The organism is Streptomyces sp. GL_141 (genome assembly GCF_057834385.1).
The window spans coordinates 974,911-998,713 of the sequence record NZ_CM174402.1 but is presented as its reverse complement, the minus strand read 5'-3'; the positions used below and the strand labels follow the sequence as shown (position 1 = coordinate 998,713).

Annotated in this window: 20 protein-coding genes and 1 riboswitch; of the genes, 12 read left to right on the top strand and 8 right to left on the bottom strand. The window is 73.4% G+C overall.

The window, feature by feature from the left end:
* Positions 1 to 90 precede the first annotated feature (90 nt).
* A complete protein-coding gene (locus AC3IX6_RS04340; protein WP_489368909.1) occupies positions 91 to 1,266 on the top strand; it encodes a molybdopterin-dependent oxidoreductase in 1,176 nt (391 codons plus the stop codon).
* Positions 1,263 to 1,697: a hypothetical protein gene (locus AC3IX6_RS04335; RefSeq protein ID WP_489368908.1), complete on the top strand. Its 435-nt coding sequence runs from the start codon at positions 1,263 to 1,265 to the stop codon at positions 1,695 to 1,697. The genes AC3IX6_RS04340 and AC3IX6_RS04335 overlap by 4 nt, the downstream gene beginning before the upstream one ends.
* Positions 1,698 to 1,716: 19 nt before the next feature.
* Here the strand turns inward: AC3IX6_RS04335 and AC3IX6_RS04330 are convergent, their stop codons facing one another.
* Positions 1,717 to 2,586, bottom strand: a complete 870-nt coding sequence (locus AC3IX6_RS04330; protein WP_489368907.1) for an AraC family transcriptional regulator — start codon at positions 2,584 to 2,586, stop codon at positions 1,717 to 1,719.
* A gap of 86 nt (positions 2,587 to 2,672) precedes the next feature.
* On the opposite strand from AC3IX6_RS04330, the gene AC3IX6_RS04325 reads away from it, so the two are divergent.
* Positions 2,673 to 3,788, top strand: a complete 1,116-nt coding sequence (locus tag AC3IX6_RS04325) for a serine hydrolase domain-containing protein (RefSeq protein WP_489368905.1) — start codon at positions 2,673 to 2,675, stop codon at positions 3,786 to 3,788.
* A gap of 40 nt (positions 3,789 to 3,828) precedes the next feature.
* Here the strand turns inward: AC3IX6_RS04325 and AC3IX6_RS04320 are convergent, their stop codons facing one another.
* The 3 genes from AC3IX6_RS04320 to AC3IX6_RS04310 are packed head-to-tail and all read right to left on the bottom strand — an operon-like array spanning position 3,829 to position 5,917.
* Entirely contained in the window at positions 3,829 to 4,530 is a 702-nt protein-coding gene (locus AC3IX6_RS04320) for a class I SAM-dependent methyltransferase (RefSeq protein WP_489368904.1), read from the bottom strand.
* Positions 4,527 to 5,156 (bottom strand): TIGR04282 family arsenosugar biosynthesis glycosyltransferase, encoded by a 630-nt coding sequence (locus AC3IX6_RS04315; RefSeq protein ID WP_489371330.1) that lies wholly within the window; start codon positions 5,154 to 5,156, stop codon positions 4,527 to 4,529. The genes AC3IX6_RS04320 and AC3IX6_RS04315 overlap by 4 nt, the downstream gene beginning before the upstream one ends.
* Positions 5,157 to 5,158: 2 nt before the next feature.
* A complete protein-coding gene (locus AC3IX6_RS04310; protein WP_489368903.1) occupies positions 5,159 to 5,917 on the bottom strand; it encodes a glycosyltransferase family 2 protein in 759 nt (252 codons plus the stop codon).
* A 123-nt stretch (positions 5,918 to 6,040) separates the two neighbouring features.
* Here AC3IX6_RS04310 and AC3IX6_RS04305 point away from each other — a divergent pair, with 123 nt between their 5' ends.
* Together AC3IX6_RS04305 and AC3IX6_RS04300 are read left to right on the top strand one after the other, a co-directional pair.
* Positions 6,041 to 6,838, top strand: coding sequence for a response regulator (locus tag AC3IX6_RS04305; RefSeq protein ID WP_489368902.1), 798 nt, complete (start codon positions 6,041 to 6,043; stop codon positions 6,836 to 6,838).
* Positions 6,835 to 7,980 carry a sensor histidine kinase gene (locus AC3IX6_RS04300; RefSeq protein ID WP_489368901.1) on the top strand — a complete coding sequence of 382 codons (1,146 nt, stop codon included), beginning with the start codon at positions 6,835 to 6,837 and terminating at the stop codon, positions 7,978 to 7,980. Before AC3IX6_RS04305 ends, AC3IX6_RS04300 begins: the two co-directional genes overlap by 4 nt.
* A gap of 111 nt (positions 7,981 to 8,091) precedes the next feature.
* Here AC3IX6_RS04300 and AC3IX6_RS04295 read toward each other — a convergent pair whose 3' ends face one another.
* Entirely contained in the window at positions 8,092 to 9,096 is a 1,005-nt protein-coding gene (locus AC3IX6_RS04295) for an NAD-dependent epimerase/dehydratase family protein (RefSeq protein WP_489368899.1), read from the bottom strand.
* A 272-nt stretch (positions 9,097 to 9,368) separates the two neighbouring features.
* On the opposite strand from AC3IX6_RS04295, the gene AC3IX6_RS04290 reads away from it, so the two are divergent.
* Together AC3IX6_RS04290 and AC3IX6_RS04285 are read left to right on the top strand one after the other, a co-directional pair.
* Positions 9,369 to 9,722: a DUF805 domain-containing protein gene (locus AC3IX6_RS04290; protein WP_489368898.1), complete on the top strand. Its 354-nt coding sequence runs from the start codon at positions 9,369 to 9,371 to the stop codon at positions 9,720 to 9,722.
* Positions 9,723 to 9,945: 223 nt separating this feature from the next.
* Positions 9,946 to 12,165, top strand: a complete 2,220-nt coding sequence (locus AC3IX6_RS04285; protein WP_489368896.1) for an NADP-dependent isocitrate dehydrogenase — start codon at positions 9,946 to 9,948, stop codon at positions 12,163 to 12,165.
* Between the two features lie 80 nt (positions 12,166 to 12,245).
* On the opposite strand, the gene AC3IX6_RS04280 is transcribed toward AC3IX6_RS04285, so the two are convergent.
* Positions 12,246 to 12,698, bottom strand: coding sequence for a hypothetical protein (locus AC3IX6_RS04280; protein WP_489368895.1), 453 nt, complete (start codon positions 12,696 to 12,698; stop codon positions 12,246 to 12,248).
* Between the two features lie 272 nt (positions 12,699 to 12,970).
* Between AC3IX6_RS04280 and AC3IX6_RS04275 the strand changes: the two genes are divergently transcribed.
* From AC3IX6_RS04275 to AC3IX6_RS04265, 3 genes are all read left to right on the top strand, one after another.
* Positions 12,971 to 14,686, top strand: coding sequence for a glycoside hydrolase family 71 protein (locus tag AC3IX6_RS04275; RefSeq protein ID WP_489368893.1), 1,716 nt, complete (start codon positions 12,971 to 12,973; stop codon positions 14,684 to 14,686).
* 122 nt (positions 14,687 to 14,808) lie between these two features.
* A riboswitch (cobalamin riboswitch) is annotated at positions 14,809 to 14,952 on the top strand.
* Positions 14,953 to 14,995: 43 nt separating this feature from the next.
* Complete coding sequence (locus tag AC3IX6_RS04270; protein WP_489368892.1) at positions 14,996 to 16,774, top strand: ribonucleoside triphosphate reductase; 1,779 nt, start codon at positions 14,996 to 14,998, stop codon at positions 16,772 to 16,774.
* Positions 16,771 to 17,421: an anaerobic ribonucleoside-triphosphate reductase activating protein gene (locus tag AC3IX6_RS04265; protein ID WP_489368891.1), complete on the top strand. Its 651-nt coding sequence runs from the start codon at positions 16,771 to 16,773 to the stop codon at positions 17,419 to 17,421. Before AC3IX6_RS04270 ends, AC3IX6_RS04265 begins: the two co-directional genes overlap by 4 nt.
* Here AC3IX6_RS04265 and AC3IX6_RS04260 read toward each other — a convergent pair.
* Positions 17,418 to 17,789: a YybH family protein gene (locus AC3IX6_RS04260; protein ID WP_489371726.1), complete on the bottom strand. Its 372-nt coding sequence runs from the start codon at positions 17,787 to 17,789 to the stop codon at positions 17,418 to 17,420. The genes AC3IX6_RS04265 and AC3IX6_RS04260 overlap by 4 nt on opposite strands.
* A 204-nt stretch (positions 17,790 to 17,993) precedes the next feature.
* Here AC3IX6_RS04260 and AC3IX6_RS04255 point away from each other — a divergent pair, with 204 nt between their 5' ends.
* Both AC3IX6_RS04255 and AC3IX6_RS04250 read left to right on the top strand, forming a co-directional pair.
* Positions 17,994 to 18,917: a LysR family transcriptional regulator gene (locus AC3IX6_RS04255; RefSeq protein WP_489368889.1), complete on the top strand. Its 924-nt coding sequence runs from the start codon at positions 17,994 to 17,996 to the stop codon at positions 18,915 to 18,917.
* Positions 18,918 to 18,955: 38 nt separating this feature from the next.
* On the top strand, positions 18,956 to 20,182 hold the full coding sequence (locus AC3IX6_RS04250) for an aminotransferase class V-fold PLP-dependent enzyme (protein WP_489368888.1): 1,227 nt from the start codon (positions 18,956 to 18,958) through the stop codon (positions 20,180 to 20,182).
* A gap of 14 nt (positions 20,183 to 20,196) precedes the next feature.
* On the opposite strand, the gene AC3IX6_RS04245 is transcribed toward AC3IX6_RS04250, so the two are convergent.
* Positions 20,197 to 23,796, bottom strand: a complete 3,600-nt coding sequence (locus tag AC3IX6_RS04245) for a tetratricopeptide repeat protein (protein ID WP_489368887.1) — start codon at positions 23,794 to 23,796, stop codon at positions 20,197 to 20,199.
* Positions 23,797 to 23,803 lie beyond the last annotated feature (7 nt).

Here is a 23,803-nt window from a genome sequence, read left to right as displayed (position 1 = left end):
CCGCGTTTCGTAAGGTGTCGGGCCGCCCGCGCGGGGTCCGGCGGCGCTCTCATGGAGGGCATGACTCCGCCCGTACCTCCGATTCCACCGGTGTCGCCACCGCCGCCGCCCCCTGCGCCGCCGGAACCGGCCTCGCGCTTCCCGTTCCGGCCGCCCTCCTTCGGCGGCCGCCTGCATGACGCCCGTACCGCCACCTCGCTGGGCCGCTGGCTCGGCGCGGCCTTCGCCGTCTGCTTCCTGACCGGCCTGATCAGCCACTACCTCCAGCACCCGCCCGGCTGGGCCGCGGACTCGCTGCCCAGCCGCCCGGTCTGGGGCTACCGGCTCAGCCAGGGCCTGCACATCGCCACCGGGCTCGCGGCGATCGTGCTCCTGCTGGCCAAGCTCTGGGCGGTGTACCCGAGGCTGTTCGTGTGGCCCCCGGTGCGCGGTGTCCGGCACGGGCTGGAGCGCCTGTCGGTGGCGGTGCTCGTGGCCTCCGCCGTCCTCCAGGTCTTCACCGGACTCCTCAACATCGCCGAGTGGTACCCGTGGCCGTTCGGCTTCATCCAGACGCACTTCGCCCTCGCCTGGGTGGTGACCGGCTCACTGCTCCTCCACCTGGCCGTCAAGGCCCCGGAAATCAAAGCCCATTGGAGCCGCCGTTCACCAGGGACGCTCCAACTCCCCGCGCAGGACGGCCCGGACCGGCGCTCCCTGATGCTCGGTGTCGGCGCGGCCGTCGGAGCCGTCACCCTCACCACCGTCGGGCAGTCCTTCACCCCGCTGAAGCGCCTCGACCTGCTCGCACCCCGCCACCCCGACCACGGACCGCAGGGGCTCCCGGTCAACCGCACGGCCGCGGCGGCCGGCGTCACCGAACGGGCCGTACGGGACTGGCGGCTGGAGGTGCGGGGCCCCACCCCCTACACCCTGACGCTGGATCAACTCCGGTCCCTGCCAAGGGCGCAGGCGCGGCTGCCGATCGCGTGCGTGGAGGGCTGGAGCGTGGAAGCGCGCTGGAGCGGAGTGCGGATCCGCGACCTGATGGCGCGGGCGGGCGCCCCGCCCGGGGCCGGGCTGAGGGTCACCTCGATGGAAACGGGCGGCGCGTACCGGGTGATGGACATGGGCCGGGACTACGCCGAGGACCCGCTGACCCTGCTCGCGCTGGAACTGAACGGCCAGACCCTGACCGCCGACCACGGCTACCCGGCGCGCGTCATCGCGCCGAACCGGCCCGGGGTCCTGCAGACCAAGTGGGTCACCCTGCTGGAGGTCCTGTGAAGGGCGTGCGCCTGTTCCTGGGCGGGGCCGGGCTGCTGCTGATCGCCATCGGCGGCCGGCTGCTGGCGGACCTGCCCGACCCCTTCGACGTACTCGTGTGGATGGGCGGGGCGGTCGTCCTGCACGACGGGATCATCGCGCCCCTCGTCCTGGCGGCCGGCCTCGCGGTCGCCGCGGTGCCCGCACGGGGCCTCGTACGGGGAGCCCTGCTCACGGCGGGGGTGCTCGTCCTGGTCACCCTGCCCCTGCTGCTGCGACCGGGGACGCCGCCGAACCCGTCGGCCCTGCCGCTGCCGTACGGGCGGAACCTGCTCCTGGTGCTCGCCGCGGTGGCGGTGGCCGCCGGAGCCGCGGCGGCCACCGGCCGGTGGCGGCGCTCCCGGCCGCGTTCCCCCGGAGCCGGCGCGCGAGGTGACGAGGCGGCGCGGTGACGGGCGAACCGGCGTGGTGTCAGCCGCCGCCCCGCTCGACCGGGATCCACAGCTGGGAGCCGGTCTCCGCGCCGACCTCCACCGGCCGCGTCCGCAGCAGCTCCGGACCCGGCCGGCTCGTGTACGGGTTCGACGGGAACCACTGGGTGAACACGTCGCGCCACAGGTCCTGGAGGGCGCTCGGATAGGGCCCGTGGTTGTCGAAGACCGCCCAGGTCCCGGCCGGCACCTCCAGGGCGTCGAGCTCCTCGGCGGTCGTCCCGGGTCCGGTCACCACGCCGACCCAGTAGTCCACCTCGGCTCCCTCCTCCCGGCTGTCGGTCAGGTGCACCACCGCAGACAGGACCCCCTCCGGCTCCAGGCCGGCCAGTTCCTTCATCCGTACGACCGCCCGCTCGTCCAGGCTCTCCACATGGGCCGTGGCGGCCGCGTTGGTCCCGTCGTGCACGAGGGGGACCCGGGCCTTCCTGCCGAGGACCCGGAACGCCTCCTTCTCCACGATCCGGTACCGCATCGTCGTGCTTCCCTCGACGACGACCCGGAAGGACATGCGCGGCTGCGCCGTGAGCACCGCGCCCGTGCGCCGGGCCTCGCCCGGTCCGATGCCGTGCACCGAGCGGAACGCCCGGGCGAACGCCTCGCCCGAGCCGTACCCGTACCGCACCGCCACGTCGAGCAGCGTCAGCTCCCCGGCCAGCACCTCGGCCCCGGCGAGGGTCATCCGCCGGCGCCGTACGTAGACCGGGAGCGGCATCCCGGCGAGCGCGGAGAACAACCGGCGGAAGTGGTACTCCGACACCGCGGCGATCCGGGCCACCTCGGCCATGTCGATGTCCTGGTCGAGGCGGGACTCCAGGTGCTCCAACGCCTGGTTCAGCCGCTCCAGCACGCTGTCCGTCCTTCCGTTCCCACCCGACACATCCCGTGCGGGAATTGTCGGGCGGCACCACGTGGCGCTGCCCGAGGCTTACGTCCATGAACGACATTAAGGGATATTGCGAGCCGCGGTTCGGCGCCGTCCGCGAGGCACTCGCGGGGCTGCTGGCCAAGGAGGACGTGGGCGCCTCGGCGGCCGTCTACCTCGACGGCGAGCCCGTGGCCGACCTCTGGGGCGGGTACGCCGACGCGGACCGCCGCGTCGGCTGGGAGAGCCCCACCCTCACCTGCGTGAACTCGACGACCAAGAACATGACGGCCCTGTGCGCGCTGATCCTCGCCGACCGGGGCCTCCTCGACCTGTCCGCTCCGGTCGCCGCCTACTGGCCCGAGTTCGCCGCGGCGGGCAAGGAGGGCGTGCTCGTACGGCACGTGCTGTCGCACACGGCGGGGCTGGCGGACCTGCCCGGGGTGAGGGCGGTCGGAGAGCTCTACGACTGGGAGGCCGTGACGGCGCGGCTCGCCGCGCAGGCGCCCGCATGGGAGCCGGGAACGGCCGCCGGCTATCACGCGCTCACCTTCGGCTTCCTCATCGGCGAGATCGTCCGCCGCGTCACCGGCCGCGGTATCGGCGAGTTCTTCGCGGAGGAGGTGGCCGGGCCGCTGGGCGCGGATTTCCACATCGGACTCTCCGCGGAGCACGACCACCGCGTCGCACCGCTGATCCCGCCGCCGTCACTGACCGACGCGTACGCCGCCGCCGCGCCGCCCGGACCGGACGGCGCACCCCGGGAGAGCGCCGGCGTCGCCGTCCGGGTCAGGGACGTCAACGCCGCGGCCTGGCGCCGCGCGCAGATCCCCGCGGTGAACGGCTACGGCAACGCCCGCTCCGTCGCCCTGGTCCAGTCGGTCCTGGCGAACCGGGGAACGGCCGGCGGGGTGCGGCTGCTGTCCCCCCGGGGGTGCGAGCCCGCGTGGCAGGAGGTGTTCAGCGGTCCGGACCGCGTGCTGGGGACGCCGATGTCCTGGACGGCGGGCTTCGGGAAGTTCGGCAACACCTTCGGCTGGGGCGGCTGGGGCGGCTCGCTCGTCGTGAGCGATCCCGACGCACGGATGACGGTGGCCTACGTCATGAACCAGATGCTCGACCGGGAGCGGCAGCCGGACGACCGCGGCATGGAGATCGTCATGGCCGCGTACGGCGGACTCCGCTGACGGCGGGGCGGCCCGGGCCCGGCCACCGCCCCCTGATCCGCTACGGGGCCACGGCCCCGCGCGTCAGCACGGTGAAGGCCCGGCCCGACGCCGTCCACCGGCCGGCCGGCACCCAGTCCGCGGCCGCCGCGTGCCGGGCCAGGGCCGCCGGGCCGACGCGGGCCCAGGGGAACGGCGCCCCGAGGCCGCCGCGGCCGTCGGCCACCCGGACCTCGCAGCGTTCGTCCACGTCGGCCCCGGTCTCCGTCTGCGCGCACTCCACGATCAGTGAGCCGGTCACCGCGAGCACCTCGGCCGTCCGGCGCAGCAGCGCGGCGGGGTCGCCGCCGATGCCGATGTTCCCGTCGATGAGCAGCGCCGTGTCCCAACGGCCTTCGCCGGGAAGGGTGTCGAAGACCGACCGGTGCAAGGCGGCGGCGCCCGAGCGGGCGGTCCGGGCCACCGCCTCCGGGCTGACGTCGATGCCCAGGGCCCGGTGGCCGCGGGCGGCGAGCGCGGAGACCAGCCGGCCGGGGCCGCAGCCGATGTCGAGGACGGCGCCCCGGCAGCGGCCCAGCACCGTCCGGTCGGCGCCGTCCGGAGCCTCGCACCAGCGCTCCACGTCCAGTGGGAGCAGCCACCCGTCGCCCCGCCGCAGGTAGAGCGGCCCCCGGCCGCGGCGCAGGGCCACCGTGTACGGATCGGCCGACCAGGCCGTGACCGGGCCGCCGGCCCGGGCCCCGCCCGAGGTGAGCGTGGTCATCGCGGCACCGGCCGGGTGAGGCGCGGGGTGAGGTCCGCCAGCCGCGCGGCGAAGGCGCCCGCCGGGGCCTCGGCGGCGACCAGGCGGGCGTCCCCGGCGGTGTCGACGTCCCGCAGGACGCGCAGCCGGCCGGTGCGCAGCCCGGCCGCGCGCAGCCGTTCGTACTGGACCGCGCCCGTCTCGGGGACCGACATCGGTACTCCGCGCAGCAGCGCGGGGTCCGGGACGGCCAGTCCGAGCGCCCAGAACCCGCCGTCGGCGGCGGGCCCGAACCAGGCCCCGTACGCCGACCAGTCGACGTCCAGCAGCTCCGGGGTGACCTGCGGGGTGTCCATGCCGATCAGCAGCGCCGGGCCGTCACAGGCCCCGAACGCGGCGGCGAGCCGCAGATCCAGGCTCCCGGCGCACTGCGGGACCACCTCGAAGCCCGGCGGCAGCCACGGGCCGGGGCGCCCCTCCAGGACCAGGACCCGGCGCCGGGCGGGGGCCGCGGCCACGGCGGCGAGGGTGTCGGCGAGCGCGGCCTCGGCCAGCGCGGCCGCCTCGGCCGGGGTGAACGGCGGGGTGAGCCGCGTCTTGACCCGGCCCGGGACCGGCTCCTTCGCGATCACCAGCAGGGTGGTCACGCTCATCGCGCACCGCCGGAGGGCGTGCGGCCGGAGGGTGCACCGCCGGAGGCCGCGCCCGCGCCCGCACCGGCCCGGCCGGTAGCGCGGCCGTCGGCCGGCTGCGCCAGGACCCGGCTCATGTCGCGCACCGCCTGCCAGGTGCCCCGCCAGGTGCCCGTCACCTTCGACTTCCCCGAGCGCGGCAGGTACGGCACGTCCACCTCCCGGATCCGCCAGCCCGCGTCCGCGGCCCGGACCACCATCTGCAACGGGTAGCCGGAGCGCCGGTCCGAGAGGTCCAGCCCGAGCAGGCCCTCCCGGCGCGCGGCCCGCATCGGGCCCAGATCGCGCAGCCGCAGCCCGGTCCGCCGCCGCAGCAGGCGGGCCAGCGCCAGGTTCCCGGCCCGGGCGTGCGCCGGCCAGGCGCCGCGTCCCTGGGGACGGCGGCGGCCGAGCACCAGATCGGCCTCGCCCGCGGCGACGGCCGCCACGAAGCCGGTCAGCAGCCCGGGGTCCAGCGAGGCGTCGCAGTCGCAGAAGCAGACGACGTCCGCCTCGGCGGCGAGCAGCCCGGCGTGGCAGGCGGCGCCGAAACCGCGCCGGGACTCGGTGACCACGGTCGCGCCGAGGGACCGCGCGAGCTCGGCGGAGCCGTCGGTGGAACCGTTGTCCACGACCAGGGCCCGCCAGCCGTCCGGGATGCGCGCGAGGACCCAGGGCAGGGCCCCGGCCTCGTTGAGACAGGGAAGTACGACGTCTACCGTCACGGTTTCGCTCACGGATTCACCGTAGGAACCGCGGCCCCGCAAAAGGGCCGTGGACTCCTTACGAAACGCGGACGTCGCCCCCGTGGAGGCGCTCCGGGGTCCGGGCCGGCGCCCGCGGGTGGGAGGCTGGACGGTATGAGCGGTGACGGCGGGAGCAGCAGCAGCAGCAGTGGCGGCGGCGGCGGGGGCGGTGCGGAGCCGGCGCCCGTGCCCGCGCCCGCGCGGATCCTGGTCGTCGACGACGACCCGACGGTGGCGGAGGTCGTCACCGGCTACCTGAGGCGCGCCGGCTACACGGTGGAGAGCGTCGCGGACGGCCCGGCGGCGCTCGCCCGCGCCGGCCTGTTCCGGCCGGACCTGGTCGTACTGGACCTCATGCTGCCGGGTCTGGACGGGCTGGAGGTGTGCCGCAGGCTCCGTGCGGCCGGCCCCTTGCCGGTGATCATGCTGACCGCGCGGGGCGACGAGGACGACCGGATCGCGGGACTGGAACTGGGCGCCGACGACTACGTCACGAAACCCTTCAGCCCGCGGGAGCTGGTCCTGCGGGTCTCTTCGGTGCTGCGGCGCGCGGCGGCGGCCGGAGCCGCGACGGCCTCGGAGCCCGGCGGGGGAGGGGTCCGGCTCACGGCCGCCGGGATCACCCTCGATCCGACCACCCACCGGGCCGCGAAGGACGGGCACGAACTGGCGCTCACCGTCCGGGAGTTCGACCTGCTCGCGCACTTCCTCCGGCATCCCGGGCAGGCGCACGGGCGGGAGGAGCTGATGCGCGAGGTGTGGGGCTGGGACTTCGGCGACCTGTCGACGGTGACGGTGCACGTACGCCGCCTGCGCGCCAAGGTCGAGGAGGACCCGGGGCGGCCGAAACTGATCCAGACGGTGTGGGGCGTCGGCTACCGCTTCGAACCGGGCGGGGTGGCCGCGGCATGAGGGACATACTGCTCATCGCGCTGTTCGCGTTCGGCGGGGCCGTGTGCGCGGGGGCGCTCGGCGCGCTCGTGCTGAGGCTGGTGCGGCACCGGTCGGTCGCGGTGTCCCTGACGGTGATCGCCGCCGTGACGGTCACCGCGATGCTGGCCGGGACGCTCGCCGTGGCCCAGGCGATGTTCCTCTCCCGGCACGACCTCGGGGTGGTCACCCTGGTGGTGGCGATGGCGGCGGTGGTCTCGCTGGCCGTGGCACTGCTGCTGGGCCGGTGGGTGGTGGCCCGCAGTCGGGAACTGTCGCTAGCCGCACGGGACTTCGGCGACGGCGGCAGTTTCGCGGCGCCGCCGGGGCTGGCGACGGCGGAGCTGGCTTCACTGTCAAGGGAGTTGGCGGCGACCAGCGAGAAGCTGGCGGTGTCCCGGGAACGGGAGCGCGCGCTCGAGACCTCCCGGCGGGAGCTGGTGGCCTGGATCTCGCACGATCTGCGGACCCCGCTGGCGGGTCTGCGGGCGATGTCCGAGGCGCTGGAGGACGGCATGGCGGAGGATCCGGCGCGGTACCACCGGCAGATCCGCACCGAGGTGGACCGGCTGAACTCCATGGTCGGGGACCTCTTCGAACTGTCCCGCATCCACGCGGGGGCGCTGGCGCTGAGCCCGAGCCGGATGTCGGTGTACGACCTGGTCGGCGACGCGCTGTCCGGGGTGCATCCGCTGGCGCGGGAGCGCGGGGTGCTGCTCGACGGCGGAGCGGTGGACCGGGTGCCCGTGGAGGTGGACGGCAAGGAGATGACCCGGGTCCTGGCCAACCTGCTGATCAACGCGATCCGGCACACGCCGGCCGACGGGACGGTGGCGATCGCGGCCTCGGTACGGGAGGACGGCGGAGCGGTGGTCGTCTCCGTGACCGACGGCTGCGGCGGGATCCCCGCGGAGGACCTGCCGCGGGTCTTCGACACGGGCTGGCGGGGCACTCCCGCGCGGACGCCTCCCGCGGGGGTGACATCGGTCCCGGCGCCTCCGGCGGGGGCGGGGCTGGGGCTGGCGATCGTACGGGGCATCGTGGAGGCGCACGCGGGGCGGGCGGCGGTGCGGAACGTTCCCGGAGGGTGCCGGTTCGAGGTGACCCTGCCGGTGCCGGCCTGAGCCCTGGCCGGGCGGAGCGGCTTGATGGTGCTCCCCGTCGTGGGCGGGCGCGGCGCCGTTGCCGGGGACCAGCCCCCGGACCCCCGCGCCTCAAACGCCGACGGGGCTGATTTACGCGTGCGCGAAGTCCGTCATTCCCTTCGTGAAGTCGACTTCGGGGCGCCAGCCCAGGTCCGCGCGCAGCCGGTGGGAGTCGGCCGTGATGTGGCGGACGTCGCCGAGGCGGAATTCGCCGGTGACGACGGGGGCGGGGCCGCCGTGGGCCGTGGCCAGGGCGGTGGCCATCTCGCCGACCGTGTGCGGGGTTCCGCTGCCGGTGTTGTAGGCGGTGCACACGCCGAGCGGGGTCGCGGCCTCCAGGGCCAGGGCGTTGGCCTCCGCGACGTCCGTCACGTGGACGAAGTCCCGCCGCTGGCCGCCGTCCTCGTACACCTGCGGGGCCTCGCCCCGCGCCAGCGAGGAGCGGAAGAAGGAGGCCACGCCCGCGTACGGGGTGTCGCGCGGCATCCCCGGCCCGTACACGTTGTGGTAGCGCAGCGACACCGCCCGGCCGTCCACGCACCGAGCCCAGGAGGCCGCCAGGTGCTCCTGGGCCAGCTTCGTGGTCGCGTACACGTTGCGCGGATCCGTCGGGGCGTCCTCGGCCACCAGCCCGGGCGCCAGCTCCGAGCCGCACACGGGGCAGTGCGGTTCGAAGCGGCCGGCGGCCAGGTCCGCGGTGCGGCGCGGACCTGGCCGCACGACCCCGTGGCGCGGGCACTCGTACCGGCCCTCCCCGTAGACCACCATCGAGCCGGCGAGGACCAGGTCCCGGACCCCGCCGTCCGCCATCGCGGCCAGCAGCACCGCCGTGCCGAGGTCGTTGTGGGAGACGTACGCCGGGGCGTCCGCGAAGTCCTTGCCGAGGCCGACCATCGCGGCCTGGTGGCAGACGGAGTCCACGCCGCGCAGGGCGGCCCGTACGGCCTCCGGGTCCCGGACGTCGGCCCGTACGAACGCGACGCCGTCCGCCGGGGGGACGAGGTCCAGGACGAGGGGATCGTGGCCGCGAAGACGCAGAGTGGTAACGATGTGGGAGCCGATGAACCCGGATCCGCCGGTGACGAGTACGCGCATGGCGGGGACGCTACGGAATTCCGGGGGTCGGTGGGGTGTACCACGCCTTGCCGTAAGACTTCCGTCAGCTCATTTCGTCACGGGCGGTGAGGAGATGGGGGCAGGGGGTCCCAAGTTGCGTCCGGTACCGGTGTGTTTGCGCGGCCGAGCGGCGAAAAGTAACCCTTTTGGTGCCTTGCCAACTGGCTTGACCGCGACGTAAGCGGGGCATAAGTTCTGCCCCGGCTCGCTCCATCGGGGACCGGCCGGCACACCGTCTCTTGGGGGGACCCATGCACTACTACACCGACGTCCTGAAGAAGTACGCCGTCTTCTCCGGCCGCGCGCGCCGCCAGGAGTACTGGATGTTCGTCCTCTTCGACATCGCCGCTCTGATCATCGCCGCCGTCATCGACGGTGTCCTCGGCACCTCCCCGTGGATCTACCTGCTCTACGCGGTGGCCACCTTCCTTCCGGGTCTCGGCCTCTCCATCCGCCGGCTGCACGACCTCGGCAAGTCCGGCTGGTGGCTCCTCATCGCTCTGGTCCCGCTCGTCGGCGGCATCTGGCTGCTGGTCCTGACCGCCACCGAGGGTCAGCCGAACCCGAACCAGTACGGCCCGAGCCCCAAGGCCGTCCACGCCTGAGCAGGCGGGCAGTCGTAGTACCGGAGCGCCGCCCCTGGCTGGAAACAGCCGGTGGCGGCGCTCCGCCGTTTCCGGGAGCGCCGGGCCCTCCCGGCCACCGAGAGTGACGCGCGTCTCGCACGGGCTTGCGCCGGGGGGCTGTCCAGACCGGCCCGATCACGAGATATCTTGATGTCGAGCAATGTTGCAGACGAGAGACGCAGACTGTGGAGCGGAGCATCCGGTGACTGACTCGACCATCATCTACACGCACACTGACGAGGCCCCGGCCCTCGCGACGTATTCGTTCCTGCCTGTCATCCAGGCGTACGCGTCGACGGCCGGTGTGAATGTCGAGACCCGTGACATCTCCCTGGCCGGTCGGATCATCGCCAGCTTCCCCGAGTACCTGGAAGAGGGCCAGCGGATCGCGGACGCCCTCGCCGAGCTCGGCGAACTGGCGAAGACCCCGGGCGCCAACATCATCAAGCTGCCCAACGTCTCGGCGTCGATCCCGCAGCTCAAGGCCGCGGTCGCCGAGCTCCAGGGCCAGGGCTACGCGCTTCCGGACTACCCGGACGACCCGAAGAGCGACGAGGAGCGCGAGAACCGCGCCCGCTACGACAAGATCAAGGGCAGCGCCGTCAACCCGGTCCTGCGCGAGGGCAACTCCGACCGCCGCGCCCCCGCCTCGGTCAAGAACTACGCCAAGGCGCACCCGCACCGCATGGGCGCCTGGGTCTCCGAGTCGAAGACGAACGTCGCCACCATGGGCGCCGACGACTTCTGCTCCACCGAGAAGTCCGCCGTGATCGCCGAGGCCGGCACGCTGCGCATCGAGCACGCCGACGCCGACGGCGCCGTCACGGTGCTGCGCGACTCGGTACCGGTCCTCGCGGGCGAGGTCGTGGACGCGTCCGTCCTGCACGTCGACGCGCTGCGCACCTTCCTGAACGACCAGATCGAGCGCGCCAAGGCCGAGGACGTCCTGTTCTCCGTGCACCTCAAGGCCACGATGATGAAGGTCTCCGACCCGATCATCTTCGGCCACGTGGTCCGCGCCTTCTTCCCGAAGACCTTCGCCCGCTACGGCGAGACCCTGGCGGCCGCCGGCCTGTCCCCGAACGACGGCCTCGGCACCATCCTGAACGGCCTGGGCGCGCTGCCCGACGCCGACGCGATCAAGGCCTCCTTCGACGCCGAGATCGCCGAGGGCCCGGCCCTCGCGATGGTCGACTCCGACAAGGGCATCACCAACCTGCACGTCCCGTCCGACGTCATCGTCGACGCCTCGATGCCGGCCATGATCCGCACCTCCGGCCACATGTGGGGCCCGGACGGCGCCGAGGCCGACACGCTCGCCGTCCTCCCGGACAGCAGCTACGCCGGTGTCTACCAGGTCGTCATCGACGACTGCCGCACGCACGGCGCGTACAACCCGTCCACGATGGGCTCGGTGCCGAACGTCGGCCTCATGGCCCAGAAGGCCGAGGAGTACGGCAGCCACGACAAGACCTTCGAGCTGACGGCCGCCGGCACCGTCCGCGTCGTCGACGCCTCGGGCGCCACGGTCCTGGAGCAGGAGGTCGCCGCCGGCGACATCTTCCGCGCCTGCCAGACCAAGGACGCGCCGATCCAGGACTGGGTCAAGCTCGCCGTCACCCGCGCCCGCGCCACCGGCGTCCCGGCCGTCTTCTGGCTCGACGAGGGCCGCGCGCACGACGCGCAGCTGATCGCCAAGGTCAAGACGTACCTCGCCGACCACGACACCGACGGTCTGACCATCGAGATCCTGTCGCCGGTCGAGGCCACCGCGTACTCCCTGGAGCGCATCCGCCGCGGCGAGGACACCATCTCGGTGACCGGCAACGTGCTGCGCGACTACCTGACCGACCTGTTCCCGATCCTGGAACTGGGCACCAGCGCCAAGATGCTGTCGGTCGTCCCGCTGATGAACGGCGGCGGCCTCTTCGAGACCGGCGCCGGCGGCTCCGCCCCGAAGCACGTCCAGCAGCTCGTCAAGGAGAACTACCTGCGCTGGGACTCCCTCGGTGAGTTCCTCGCGCTGGCCGTCTCCTTCGAGCACCTCGCCACCACCACCGGCAACGCCCGCGCCCAGGTGCTGGCCGACACGCTGGACCGGGCGACCGGCACCTTCCTCAACGAGGACAAGTCGCCGAGCCGCAAGCTGGGCGGCATCGACAACCGTGGCAGCCACTTCTACCTGGCCCTGTACTGGGCGCAGGAGCTGTCGCGCCAGACCGAGGACCCGAAGCTGGCCGCGGCCTTCGACCCGCTGGCCAAGACGCTGGCCGAGTCCGAGGAGAAGATCGTCGGCGAGCTCATCGCCGTGCAGGGCGCTCCGGCGGACATCGGCGGCTACTACCAGCCCGACGCCGCCAAGGCCTCGGCGATCATGCGGCCGTCCGCGACGCTGAACGCGGCGCTCGCGCTCCTCGGCTGATCAGAGCCGGGTTCCACCGCTTCCACGGGTCCGCCCCGGCCGGCAATCGCCGGCCGGGGCGGACCCGTTCGTGCGCCCGGTCAGAGCCGGTGCACCCGATCCGGCGCGAAGGCCAGCGGGTCGCTCCCGGCGGCCAGGACCCGCAGCCCGGGAGCCACGGCGAGCAGCTCGCGCAGCCAGTCCACGGCCTCGGCCGCGAGGTGCTCGCAGCCGTCGAGGACGAGCAGCATGTCGCGCTCCGCCAGCCACGACGCCGCGTTGGACGTCCCGCACGGCAGGAACGGCATGCCCGGTACGCAGCCCAGCGCGGCCGTCAGGTCGCGGACCCCGAAGCGGCGGTCCATGGACACCACGGCCACGCCGTCGTAGAAATTGGACGAGAGCCGTTGCCCGATCTCCCGCACCAATTGGCTCCGGGGCTCGCGGAACCGTCCGGTGACGGTCAGCACTTTGCCCCGCCGCACGGCGGTGAAAAGACGGGACAGCTCCGCGGAGGTCGCCGGGAATGTACCGGCGCCTCTGGAATCCCTCATCGACACGATGCCCCCCTGCATGCGTGACCTGCGGCAAGAGGGTTGTTTCAAGCCGCATGAAGACGATTATGCGCCACTTTTCGCGAAAGGCCAGGGGAATTCCCTATTCCGGTGAAACGCCCCTGCCGTCCGATGATCACAGCAGTTGTACAGGTCACACACCTTTGTCCAACCCGGGGGAACGGTTGTCCGGGGGCCGGGAATCCGCTGTACTGCTGCTGTGCGGCCCGGTGTTCGGGCATGGCGCGGGCATATTCGGGGGAGGGGCCAGGATGAGTGCGGACCGGGGTCGGTCAGGGCGGGGCGCGAGGCCCGCGTCGCACCGGCGCCGTGCGGGATTCCGGCGCCGAAGACCCCTGCTGAGCCTCCTCCTGTCCGCCTTCCTCCTCGCGGGCGTCTGCGCCGCGACGGGCATCGTCTGGGACCCCCGCACCGTCGCCGACGCGCAGGCCGGCCCGGCGCCGGGCCCGGGCGGCCTCCTGCCCGCTCCCGGCGGCGACGGCCCCGCGCCCGCCGCCTCCGGCCCCGCCGCCACCGGACCGGTCACGACCGCCCCGCAGAGCCCCGGCGGGCAGCCCCCGGACCCGAAGGCCCAGGGGTCCGCCGCGGACGGCGCGCCCCGCCCCGCCGGAGCCCTGCCCTTCGACCTGCCGCAGCCGGCCGTGCTGCGCTCCGGCGCCGCCGGCAAGAAGCTGGTCTTCGCCCACTACTTCACCCCGTACCCGCTCTCCCTGGACAACGTCGGCGCCGACGCCGACTACTACACCCGCAACTACCTGAAGCCGGACGGCGAGAACGGCAAGCACGAGCGCTACGGCGGACTGCTCCGCGACCGCCCGCTGCCCGTCCCGCCCAAAGCCGGGGACTGGGAGCTCGCCAACCTCCAGCAGGAGGTCCGCACGGCCCGCGCCGCGGGCATCGACGGATTCACCCTCGACCTGCTCTCCCTGACCGGGAAGAACCGCGAACGCTCCCACCTCCTGATGGAGGCCGCCCGTTCGGTGGATCCGGGCTTCAAGGTCATGCTGATGCCGGACATGACCTCCCTGGGCACCGACGACCCGGCCGTGCTCGCCGACCTCCTCGCGGAGCTCGGCAAGGCCCCGGCCGCCCACCGGCTCCCCGACGGCCGGCTGGTCGTCTCGCCGTTCAAGGCCGAGGAGAAGAGCGTCGCCTGGTGGACCGGGGTCATGGACGTCCTGAAGAACCGGCACGGCATCCGCACCGCCTTCGTCCCGCTCTTCCTCGACTTCGGCGCGCACAGCGCCGAGTTCGAGCCCATCAGCCACGGATTCTCCGAGTGGGGCAGCCGCAGCTACGTCGGCCAGGAGAGCTCCACGCGCGACGTCCGGCGCGCCCACGCCGCGGGCAAGATCTGGATGCAGCCCGTATCGGTCCAGGACGCCCGCCCCAACCAGGGCATCTACGACGAGGCGGGCAACACCGCGACCCTGCGCGCCACATGGAACCGCGCGATCGAGGACGGGGCCGACTGGGTCCAGCTCACCACGTGGAACGACTACAGCGAGGGCAGCCAGTTCGCGCCCTCGCTGCACAACGGCCATGCCTACCTGGACCTTTCCTCGTACTACCTCACCCGGTTCAAGACGGGCGGCTGGCCGAAGATCGTCCGCGACACGCTGTACCTGAGCTCGCGCACCCAGTTCGCCGCCGCGGACCCGAGCGGCGGCCAGTCCCTCGTGATGTCGCTGCGGGGCGGCAGCGCCGCGGCCCGGGACGCGGTGGAGGTGCTGAGCTTCCTGACCGCGCCCGCGAGCATCCGTACGGCCGTGGGGGCGGCCGAGGACGCGCACGCGGCCCCGGCCGGGGTCCACTCCGAGCTGCTGCCCCTGGCTCCGGGCGCCGGCTCGGCGTCCGTGGTGCGGGGCGGCAAGGCCGGAGCCCGGGTGGAACTGCCCTACCGGGTGGACCGCACGGTGGAGGTGCAGGACCTCCAGTACTACGCCGCCACCAGCGGCCGGAGCTGAGCCCGCAGGGCTCCGGCGTAGGTCCGCAGGGCGCCGGCGCGGGTCCGCAGGGGCCGAAGTCCCTTGCCCCGGGACCTTTGTCACCCCATATGTAGTGGTGGCATGCCGCTGTCACATCTATATGTAGTGTTGGCTCTGCCGGTTCGGCGGGGCTCCCTTCCCCCGACCGAGGCAACAGGGAACCCGGTGGGAATCCGGGACTGCCCCGCAACGGTGAGTCCGCCACGGCGGACGAGTCCGACACCTGCCGGCACGGGCCCTCAAGAGCGCCCGCCATTCTTCCGTGCCGAGCCTCGTGGGAGGGCTGCCGTGACTGCTGTCATCAATGCCGTAGAGACCGTGACCGAATACCTGGACCGCCGGGACTGGCGGGTGAACGCCAACGCCAACCAGGGCTATTCGCTCGGCGGACTCATCCTCAACGCCGCGGGCAAGGTCACCGCGAACTACTGGCTGGAACAGGTCTATCCCGCCGCCGTGGCCCGTGCCCACCGCGAGGGCGACCTCCACATCCACGACCTGGACATGCTCTCCGGCTACTGCGCCGGCTGGTCCCTGCGCACCCTGCTCACCGAGGGCTTCAACGGGGTCCCCGGCCAGATCGACTCCGCCCCGCCCAAACACCTGTCCTCGGCCGTCGGCCAGATCGTGAACTTCCTCGGCACCCTGCAGAACGAATGGGCGGGCGCCCAGGCCTTCTCCTCCTTCGACACCTGTCTCGCCCCGTACGTCCGCCTCGACAGGCTCACGTACGACCAGGTCAGGCAGTGCGTCCAGGAGCTCGTGCACAACCTCAACGTGCCCTCGCGCTGGGGCACGCAGACCCCCTTCACCAACCTCACCTTCGACTGGACCTGCCCCGAGGACCTGCGCGAACAGATCCCCGTGGTCGCGGGGGAGGAGACCGGTTTCACCTACGGCGAGCTCCAGGCCGAGATGGACATGATCAACCGGGCGTACATCGAGGTCATGACGGAAGGCGACGCCACCGGGCGGGTGTTCACCTTCCCCATCCCGACCTACAACATCACCCGCGACTTCCCCTGGGAGAGCGAGAACGCCGAGCGGCTCTTCGCGATGACCGCCAAGTACGGGCTCCCGTACTTCCAGAACTTCATCAACTCCGAGCTCGAACCCCACATGATCCGCTCCATGTGCTGCCGGCTCCAGCTCGATCTGACCGAGCTGCGGGCGCGCGGCAACGGCCTCTTCGGCAGCGCCGAGCAGACCGGCTCCCTCGGTGTGGTCACCCTCAACTGCGCCCGGCTCGGGCACCTTTACGCGGGCGACGAGCCGGGTCTGCTGGCCGGGATGGACCGGCTGTGCGAGCTCGCCCGGGACAGCCTCGAACTCAAGCGGATCACCGTCCAGGACCTGATCGACGGCGGTCTCTTCCCGTACACCAAGCGGTACTTGGGCACCCTGCGCAACCACTTCTCCACCATCGGGGTCAACGGCGTCAACGAGATGATCCGCAACTTCAGCGCGGACGCCCACGACATCACCACCCCCGAGGGCCACGCCCTCGCGGTCCGCCTCCTGGACCGGGTCCGGGCCCGGATGGTGGACTTCCAGGAGAGCACCGGCCACCTGTACAACCTGGAGGCCACCCCCGCCGAGGGCACGACGTACCGCTTCGCGAAGGAGGACCGGGCCCGCTTCCCCGGCATCCTCCAGGCCGGCACCGACGCCAACCCGTACTACACCAACTCCTCCCAGCTGCCCGTCGGCTGGACCGACGACCCCTTCGAGGCGCTGGAGCGCCAGGACGAACTGCAGGGCAAGTACACGGGCGGCACCGTCCTGCACCTGTACACCCCCGAGCGGATCCCGACGGCGGAGGCCTGCCGCGAACTGGTCCGGCGCTCGCTGGAGACCTTCCGGATCCCGTACCTGACGGTGACCCCCACCTTCTCCATCTGCGCGGACCACGGCTACCTGGAGGGGGAGCGGCCCCACTGCCCCACGTGCGGGGCGCCGTGCGAGATCTGGACCCGGGTCATGGGCTACCACCGCCCGGTGTCCTCCTTCAACATCGGCAAGAAGGGCGAACACGCCGAGCGCGTCCACTTCAAGGCGGCGGTGTGACGACCGCGGCGCCGGGCGCGGCCACCCCCGGAGAGGTCACCCCCGGCGAGGTCATCCGCATCGGCGGCTGGTCCCGGCTGTCCACCTGCGACTGGCCCGGCCGGCTGGTCACCACCGTCTTCTGCCAGGGCTGCCCCTGGCGGTGCGGTTACTGCCACAACCCCGGCCTGCTGCCCGCCCGGGCCCCCGCCGCCGTCTCCTGGGACGAGGTGCTCGGCCACCTCGCCCGCCGGACGGGGCTGCTCGACGGGATCGTCTTCTCGGGCGGTGAACCGCTGCTCCAGCGCGGTCTGCCCCAAGCCGTACGGGAGGCCCGCGCGCTGGGCATGGAGGTCGGCCTCCACACCGGGGGAGCCTTCCCCCGGCGCCTGGCCCGGCTGCTGGACGCGGGCCTGCTGGACTGGGTCGGCTTCGACGTCAAGGCCCCGCCCGGCCGCTACGAACGGGTCACCGGCATCGGCCACGCGGCCGCCTCGGCGGAGCGCAGCCTGCGCCTCCTGCTCGCCTCGGGGGTGCCCCACCAGCTCCGCACCACGGTGGACCCGGCCCTCCTGGACCCGCCCGCCATGGCCGACCTGGACGCCTGGCTCGCCGAACTGGGCGGAACCCCGACGCACCGCCAGACCGTACGCCCTCGGGCGGCCTAGGCGGTCTCGGCCGGCTCCGGCCCGGCCGCCCGCGCGGGGGCGAACTCCGGCTGGTCCAGGAGCCGGAGCCAGCTGCCGTCGCTCTGGCGGCGGACCACCTGGGCGCGGGCGCCCGTGCCGTCGCTCGGCGGAGTCGAGGTCAGCGCGATCCCGTCGCTGACCAGCGTCGGCAGCGGCGGCTCGGGCTCGAACCGGGGCCGCCGCTCCAGGACCCGCTGCCACAGGGCCCGGATGGCCTCCCGCCCCACCGTCAGCTCCCCGGGCGGGAAGGCCATCACGGCGTCCTCCTCGTAGAGGGCGGCGACCCCGGCCGCGTCGCCGGCGTTGGACCGCTCGACGAACAGGCGGGTGATGTCCTCGGGGCGCAGGGCCTTCTCGTACGACGCGTACGGCGACGGGTCGTGCGATGCGTGCTGCGATGCGTGGTCAGATGCGTGGTCAGTGGTCTCCGGCACGGCTTCCTCCTGCGGTCGAGGGGTCTCCCGGGGTGTGCTCGGGGTCTGGTTCAAGCCTCACCGCCCGATGATCAGAAGTCCAACAGCTGGTTCTGCTGGAAGCTAGAATTCCTGGTCATGGAACTGAGGCAGCTCGAATACTTCGTCGCGGTCGCCGAGGAGCAGAACTTCACCCGCGCGGCCGAGCGCGTCCACATCAGCCAGTCCGGGGTCAGCGCCCAGATCCGCCGCCTCGAACAGGAGCTGGGGGCCGAGCTCTTCGACCGGTCCGGCCGCACCGCCACCCTCACCGCCGCGGGCCGGGCCGCCCTCGAACACGCCCGCACGGCCCTGGCCGCGACCGCGGCCCTCGCCCAGGCGGTGGGCGAGGTGACCGGCCTGATCCGCGGCCGCCTCACCGTAGGCATGGTCGTCGGCTGCACCCTCACCCCCCTCTTCGACGCCCTCGCCGCCTTCCACCGGGCCCACCCCGGCGTGGAGATCGCCCTGCTGGAGGACAACTCCGACCGGCTGGTGCAAGCCGTGCGCACCGGCGCCGTCGACCTGGCCCTCGTGGGAACCGCCGCCACCACCCCCGACGGACTGGAGGCCCTCACCCTCGTCAGCGAGCGCCTGGTCGTCGCGGTCCCGCCCGGGCATCCGCTGGCCGGAGCTGACCGGGTGACCCTCCGCGACCTCCGCGGACATCCGGTCATCTGCATGCCGCCGGGCACCGGCCTGCGCACGGTGTTCGACCGGGCCTGCGCCGGACAGGGCCTGGAGCCCTCGATCGCCCTGGAGGCCGGCGCCTCCGACGCCGTGGCTGACCTCGCCGCGCGTGGCCTCGGGGTCGCCGTCCTGAGCGCCTCGATGGCCGCGTCGTACGGCGACCGGCTCACCGCCCGGACCATCGAGGACGTGGAGATCCCGGCCCTGCTCTCCCTCGTCTGGCGCGATACCCGCGGTCCCGCCGTACGGGAGCTGCTCCTGCGGTGCCGCCGCGCCTTCGCCCCCGCGATGGCCGGAGGAGGGGCTGTCGCTCCGCCGGGCGGCGGGGCATGATCGGCCCGACAGCCGCGCCGCACCCACGGAGGTCCCACGTGACCCAGCCCGCCGAGCCGACCGACCGCACCGACCGCGTCGATCCCGCCGATGCCGCCGGGCGGGCCGGGGCCGCCTCACGCAACGGGTCGATACGCCGTCCCGCCGAATTCCCGGGCGGGCGGGAGCTGTTCCGGCTCTCTCCCGAGGTCAGCCACCTGAACCACGGGTCGTTCGGCGCGGTGCCCGTCCCCGTCCAGGAGGCGCAGGCCGCCCTCCGGGCACAGGCGCACGCCGACCCCGACGCCTTCTTCATCGGCGCCCCCGACCGGCTCGTCGAGGCCCGGTCCCGGATCGCCGCCCGGCTCGGCGCCGATCCGGACGGGCTCGCCTTCGTGTCCAACGCCACCGAGGCCGCCAACGTGGCCCTCGACGCCGTGGAGTTCGCCGCGGGCGACGAGATCCTGGTCACCGACCACGGCTACGGCACGGTCGTCGCGGCCGCCGCACGGCGCGCCCCGCTCACCACCGTGGCCCTGGCGCCCGACCTCCCCGACGAGGACGCCGTACGGGAAACCGTGCTGGCCGGGGTCACCCCGCGGACCCGGGTCGCCGTACTGGACCACATCAGCTCGCCCACCGCCCGGCTCATCGCCTCGCCCCGGCTGCTCGCCGAACTCGCCGAACGGGGCGTCACCACCATCGTGGACGGCGCCCACGCCCCCGGGATGATCCCCGACCCGCTGGGCGGGGGCGCCGACTTCTGGTTCGGCAACCTCCACAAATGGGCCTACGCCCCGTCCGGCACCGCGATCCTGTCCGTCGCCCCGCAGCACCGCGGCCGGGTCCGCCCGCCGGTGCCCTCCTGGGAGGACCACTACGGCTACCCGCGCTCCGTGGAGAACCGCGCCACCTACGACTACACCGGCTGGCTCGCCGCCCCGGACGGGCTCGACCTGCTGGAGGAACTCGACGCGGCCAAGGTACGGGCCCACAACAGCGCGATGGCCGCCTACGGCGCGGCCCGGCTCGCCGAGATCCCCGGAATCGCCCCGCTCCCGTACACCGAGGGCCTCGCCCTGCGCACGCTGCGGCTGCCGCCCGGCGTGGCGGAGACCCCGGACGCCTCCCGCGAGCTGCGCGAGCGGATCGCGGCCGAGCAGCGGATCCGGGTCCTGATCTGGCCCTGGCCGGGCGGCGGCGGGATCCGGGTGAGCGGTCAGATCTACAACCGGTCCGAGGAATACGACCGCCTGGCCGAGGCCCTGCCCGCCTACCTCCGCTAGGCCGCGGAGCGGAGTTACCCGGGCGGGAGCGGATGTTCCCTGAGCCGGAGGCGCGCCGTCTCTGCCTCCTCCGGACGGCCGAGCGCGTCCAGCACCGATGCCTGCAACTCCCATACGGCACGAAGTCTCGGAAGCAGGGTGGGCGTCGTGGCGATACGGCGCTGGTAGAGCTCCGCGGCCTCCGCCGCCGTCCGCAAGGCCCCGGGAAGGTCACCCTCCCTCTCGGTGGCCAGCGCCAGGACCGCCAGCGAGGTGGCGAGGTCGGGTTCGTAGGCGGCGGGGTTGCCGGCGGTCAGCCGGCGCCGGATCTCCACCGCTTCCCCGGCGACGGTCAGGGCTTCCGCGCCGCGTCCCTCGTCCGACAGGCGGTTGCCGAGGTTGGTCAGGGAGCGGGCGAGGGCGGGTTCGTACGTGGCGGGGTTGTCGGCGGTCAGCCGGCGCCGGATCTCCACCGCTTCCCCGGCGGCGGTCAGGGCCTCGGCGTTGCGTCCCGCATCCGACAGGTGGACGCCGAGGTTGGACAGCGAGGTGGCGAGGTCGGGTTCGTGGGCGGCGGGGTTCTCGGTGGCCAGCCGGCGCCGGATCTCCACCGCCTGCTGCTCGGCCTCCGCGCTGCGTCCCGCATCCGACGAGTACCTGCCGAGGTTGGACAGCGCGGCGGCGAGATCCGGTAGGTAGACGACGGGGTGCTCGGGATTCTCGGCGGCCAGTCGGCGCCGGATCTCCACCGCCTCCTCGCCGACGGCCAAGGCCTCGGCGTGGCGTCCCGCATCCAGCAGCCAGTTGCCGAGGTTGGACAGCGAGGCGGCGAGGTCGGGTTCGTAGGCGGCGGGGTTGTCGGCGGTCAGCCGGCGCCGGATCTCCAGCGCTTCCCCGGCGGCGGTCAGGGCCTCGGCGTTGCGTCCCGCATCCGACAGGTGGACGCCGAGGTTGGACAGCGAGGCGGCGAGGTCGGGTTCGTGGGTGGCGGGGTTCTCGGTGGCCAGCCGGCGCCGGATTTCGAGCCCTTCCTCAGTGGCGGCCAGGGCCTCGGCGTGGCGTCCCGCATCCGACAGCCGGACGCCGAGGTTGGACAGCGAAGTGGCGAAGTAGGGCAGGTAGTCGGCGGTCAGCCGGCGCTGGATCTCCACCGCTTCCTCGGTGGCGGCCAGGGCTTGCGCGCGGTGCCCGGCAGCCGACAGCCGGACGCCGAGGCTGGACAGTGACATGGCGAGGTCGGGTTCGTGGGCGGCGGGGTTGTCGGCGGCCAGCCGGCGCCGGATCCGTACCGCCTCCCGTTCGGCATCCAGGCCTTCGTCCCGGCGTCCCGTCTCCGCCAGGTGGCTGCCGAGGTTGGACAGCGAGCGGGCGAGGGCGGGTTCGTAGGCGGCGGGGTTGTCGGCGGTCAGCCTGCGCTGGATCTCCACCGCTTCCTCGGTGGCGGCCAGGGCTTGCGCGCGGTGCCCGGCAGCCGACAGCCGGACGCCGAGGTTGGACAGCGAGCGGGCGAGGTAGGGCTCGTAAGAGGCGGGGGTGAGGCCGGCTTGGTGCCGGTCGGCCTCGGCGAGCGCGGCGGTGAGTTTCAGGGCGATGGGAGCCGTCACGCGGGAAAAGTACGGGAGCGCGACGGCGGCGCTCTGGACGGCCCCGTAGGCGAGGGGGACGGCGTCCAAGGCCGTGTCGAGGGTGTGGAGGACGCGGTCGCTGTGGGTGGTGCGGCCGCTGTTGTAGTGGGCGATGGCGGCGCGGGCCAGGACGGTCAGGGTCTGGGCCTGCTGCGTGGGGGAGGCCGCTGCGAGGAGGGCGGGCAGCGCGATGGCACCGGTTTCGAGGACCTGGGAGGTGTGGTACTCGGCGACGCGATCGGGCTGGAGGGAGCCCCAGTAGCGGTTGCCGTCGGCGGGATACAGCGAAGCCAGCCAGTCCGTGGCGGATGCCACCTGGTGGCCTGGAAGACCGGGAAGGGCGGTGATCACCCGGATCGCTTCGTCCCGGGTGTCGGCCCCGCACAACGCGGCGATCGCGACGCCGGCGCTCAGGGTGGCGGCATCCAGGTCGAGCCGGTGGGCGGGCGTTCTCGCGCTGGCCTCCCAGAAGCGGTCCTCGTGTTTGAGGAGGGTGCGCTCCGGCGGCGTGCCGGGCGTCGTGTCGACGGGTAGCGGTCCGTGCTGCAGGAGGGTGACCAGGGCTGTCATCTGCAGGGTGAGGACGTTGTCGTAGCGCTGGTCGTGGAGGTCGGTGGGGGGCCTGGTCCCGGAGGCGAGGGACAGCCAGTCGTGTGCGGGCAGAGTGGGGACGAGCGGCAGGAGGCGGGCGAGGCCGCCGACGGCGCGGTGAAAGGCGTCGTGCCGGTCCCGGGCGGGACGGCTGGTGGGAATGAGCGGGGTGAGGGGGAAGCGGGGGGCATCTTCGAGGAGGTCCCGTACGGCGGGAATCGCTTGGAGGGAGCCGGTGCGCCATTCGCCGTCGGAGCGCGCGAGCAGCAGCAGTCTCACCCGGTGGCGGGAGCGGTGCAGGTGGGTGATCAGGCGGCGCAGGAGGCGGGGCCGGGTTTCGGCGTAGTCGATGACCAGGAGCAGAGGCAGGGCTGTGTTCAGGGCGGTGAAGTCGGGCGGGGTGTGGTCCAGGGCCGGGTCGTCGGTGAGGTCGGAGCGCAGGTGCCCGGTGACCCAGCCGTGCCAGCCGAGGGTGTCGGTCAGGCGGCGGGCGAGTCGGGTCTTGCCCTGGCCGCCGGGCCCGGTCATGACCCGTACCGAAAGAGAGGGTGGGCCGCTCTCGCACCACGCTCGCAGGGCGGCGAGTTCGCTCTCGCGGCCGTGGAAGGCGACGGCCTCGGTGTCGGCGCGGAGCAGTGCGGCGGGGGAGCGGACGTTGCGGTCGACCGCGGCGGGGGTGAGCAGGGCTGCCGGCTCGATGGGCTCCAGAACGGGTTCCCAGCCGGTGTGCCGGGTGACGAGGGCGCGGAACGCGTCATCGGCGAGCAGGGCGGCGGCCGGGGTGGCGGTCAGGCGGGTGCCGCCGTCGGCGAGGCGGTCGCGGCGTACGACGCCGCACAGCAGGTCGCCGCCGAAGCCGTCGTCGGTGAGCACGCCGGCTCCCGACATGCCCGACCAGCGGCTTCCGCCGGTCGCTCCGGTACCGGGAGTGGGCTCCGTGCCGGAGATCTCGTAGCGGTCGGCCAAGGCGCCGGTGCCCGGGGCGATGCGGCCGGTCACCTGCTCGTCCAGGCGCCGGCCGTCGTCCGAGTCCTTCTGCATACGCGGAAATCCGGTCGCCGTGACCGGGTGCGGGCGGTTCCCGATGACCAGGCCGTACCGCTGGGGAGGCCGGGTGAGCACGTCACGCAGGGAGTGCGGCACCTGCCAGCCGTCCTGGCCGGCGGTGATCTCGAGCAGCGCCGCGTCGACGGTGTCGTCCATGCGCTGCCAGCACGTGAACGCCGAGAACCGCTGCTCTCCGGCGTCGGGCAGGCTCACTGTCACCGGTTCCCCGGCGGCCGGATCCAGATGGTCCAGGACGTGGGCGGCCGTCAGCACCAGACGCGGTGCGACCAGATACCCCGACCCGAACCCCCTGGTCCTCTTCCCGTCCTTCAGCCGGTCCACCCGGATCTGCACCCGACGGTCGAACTCCACCAGAATC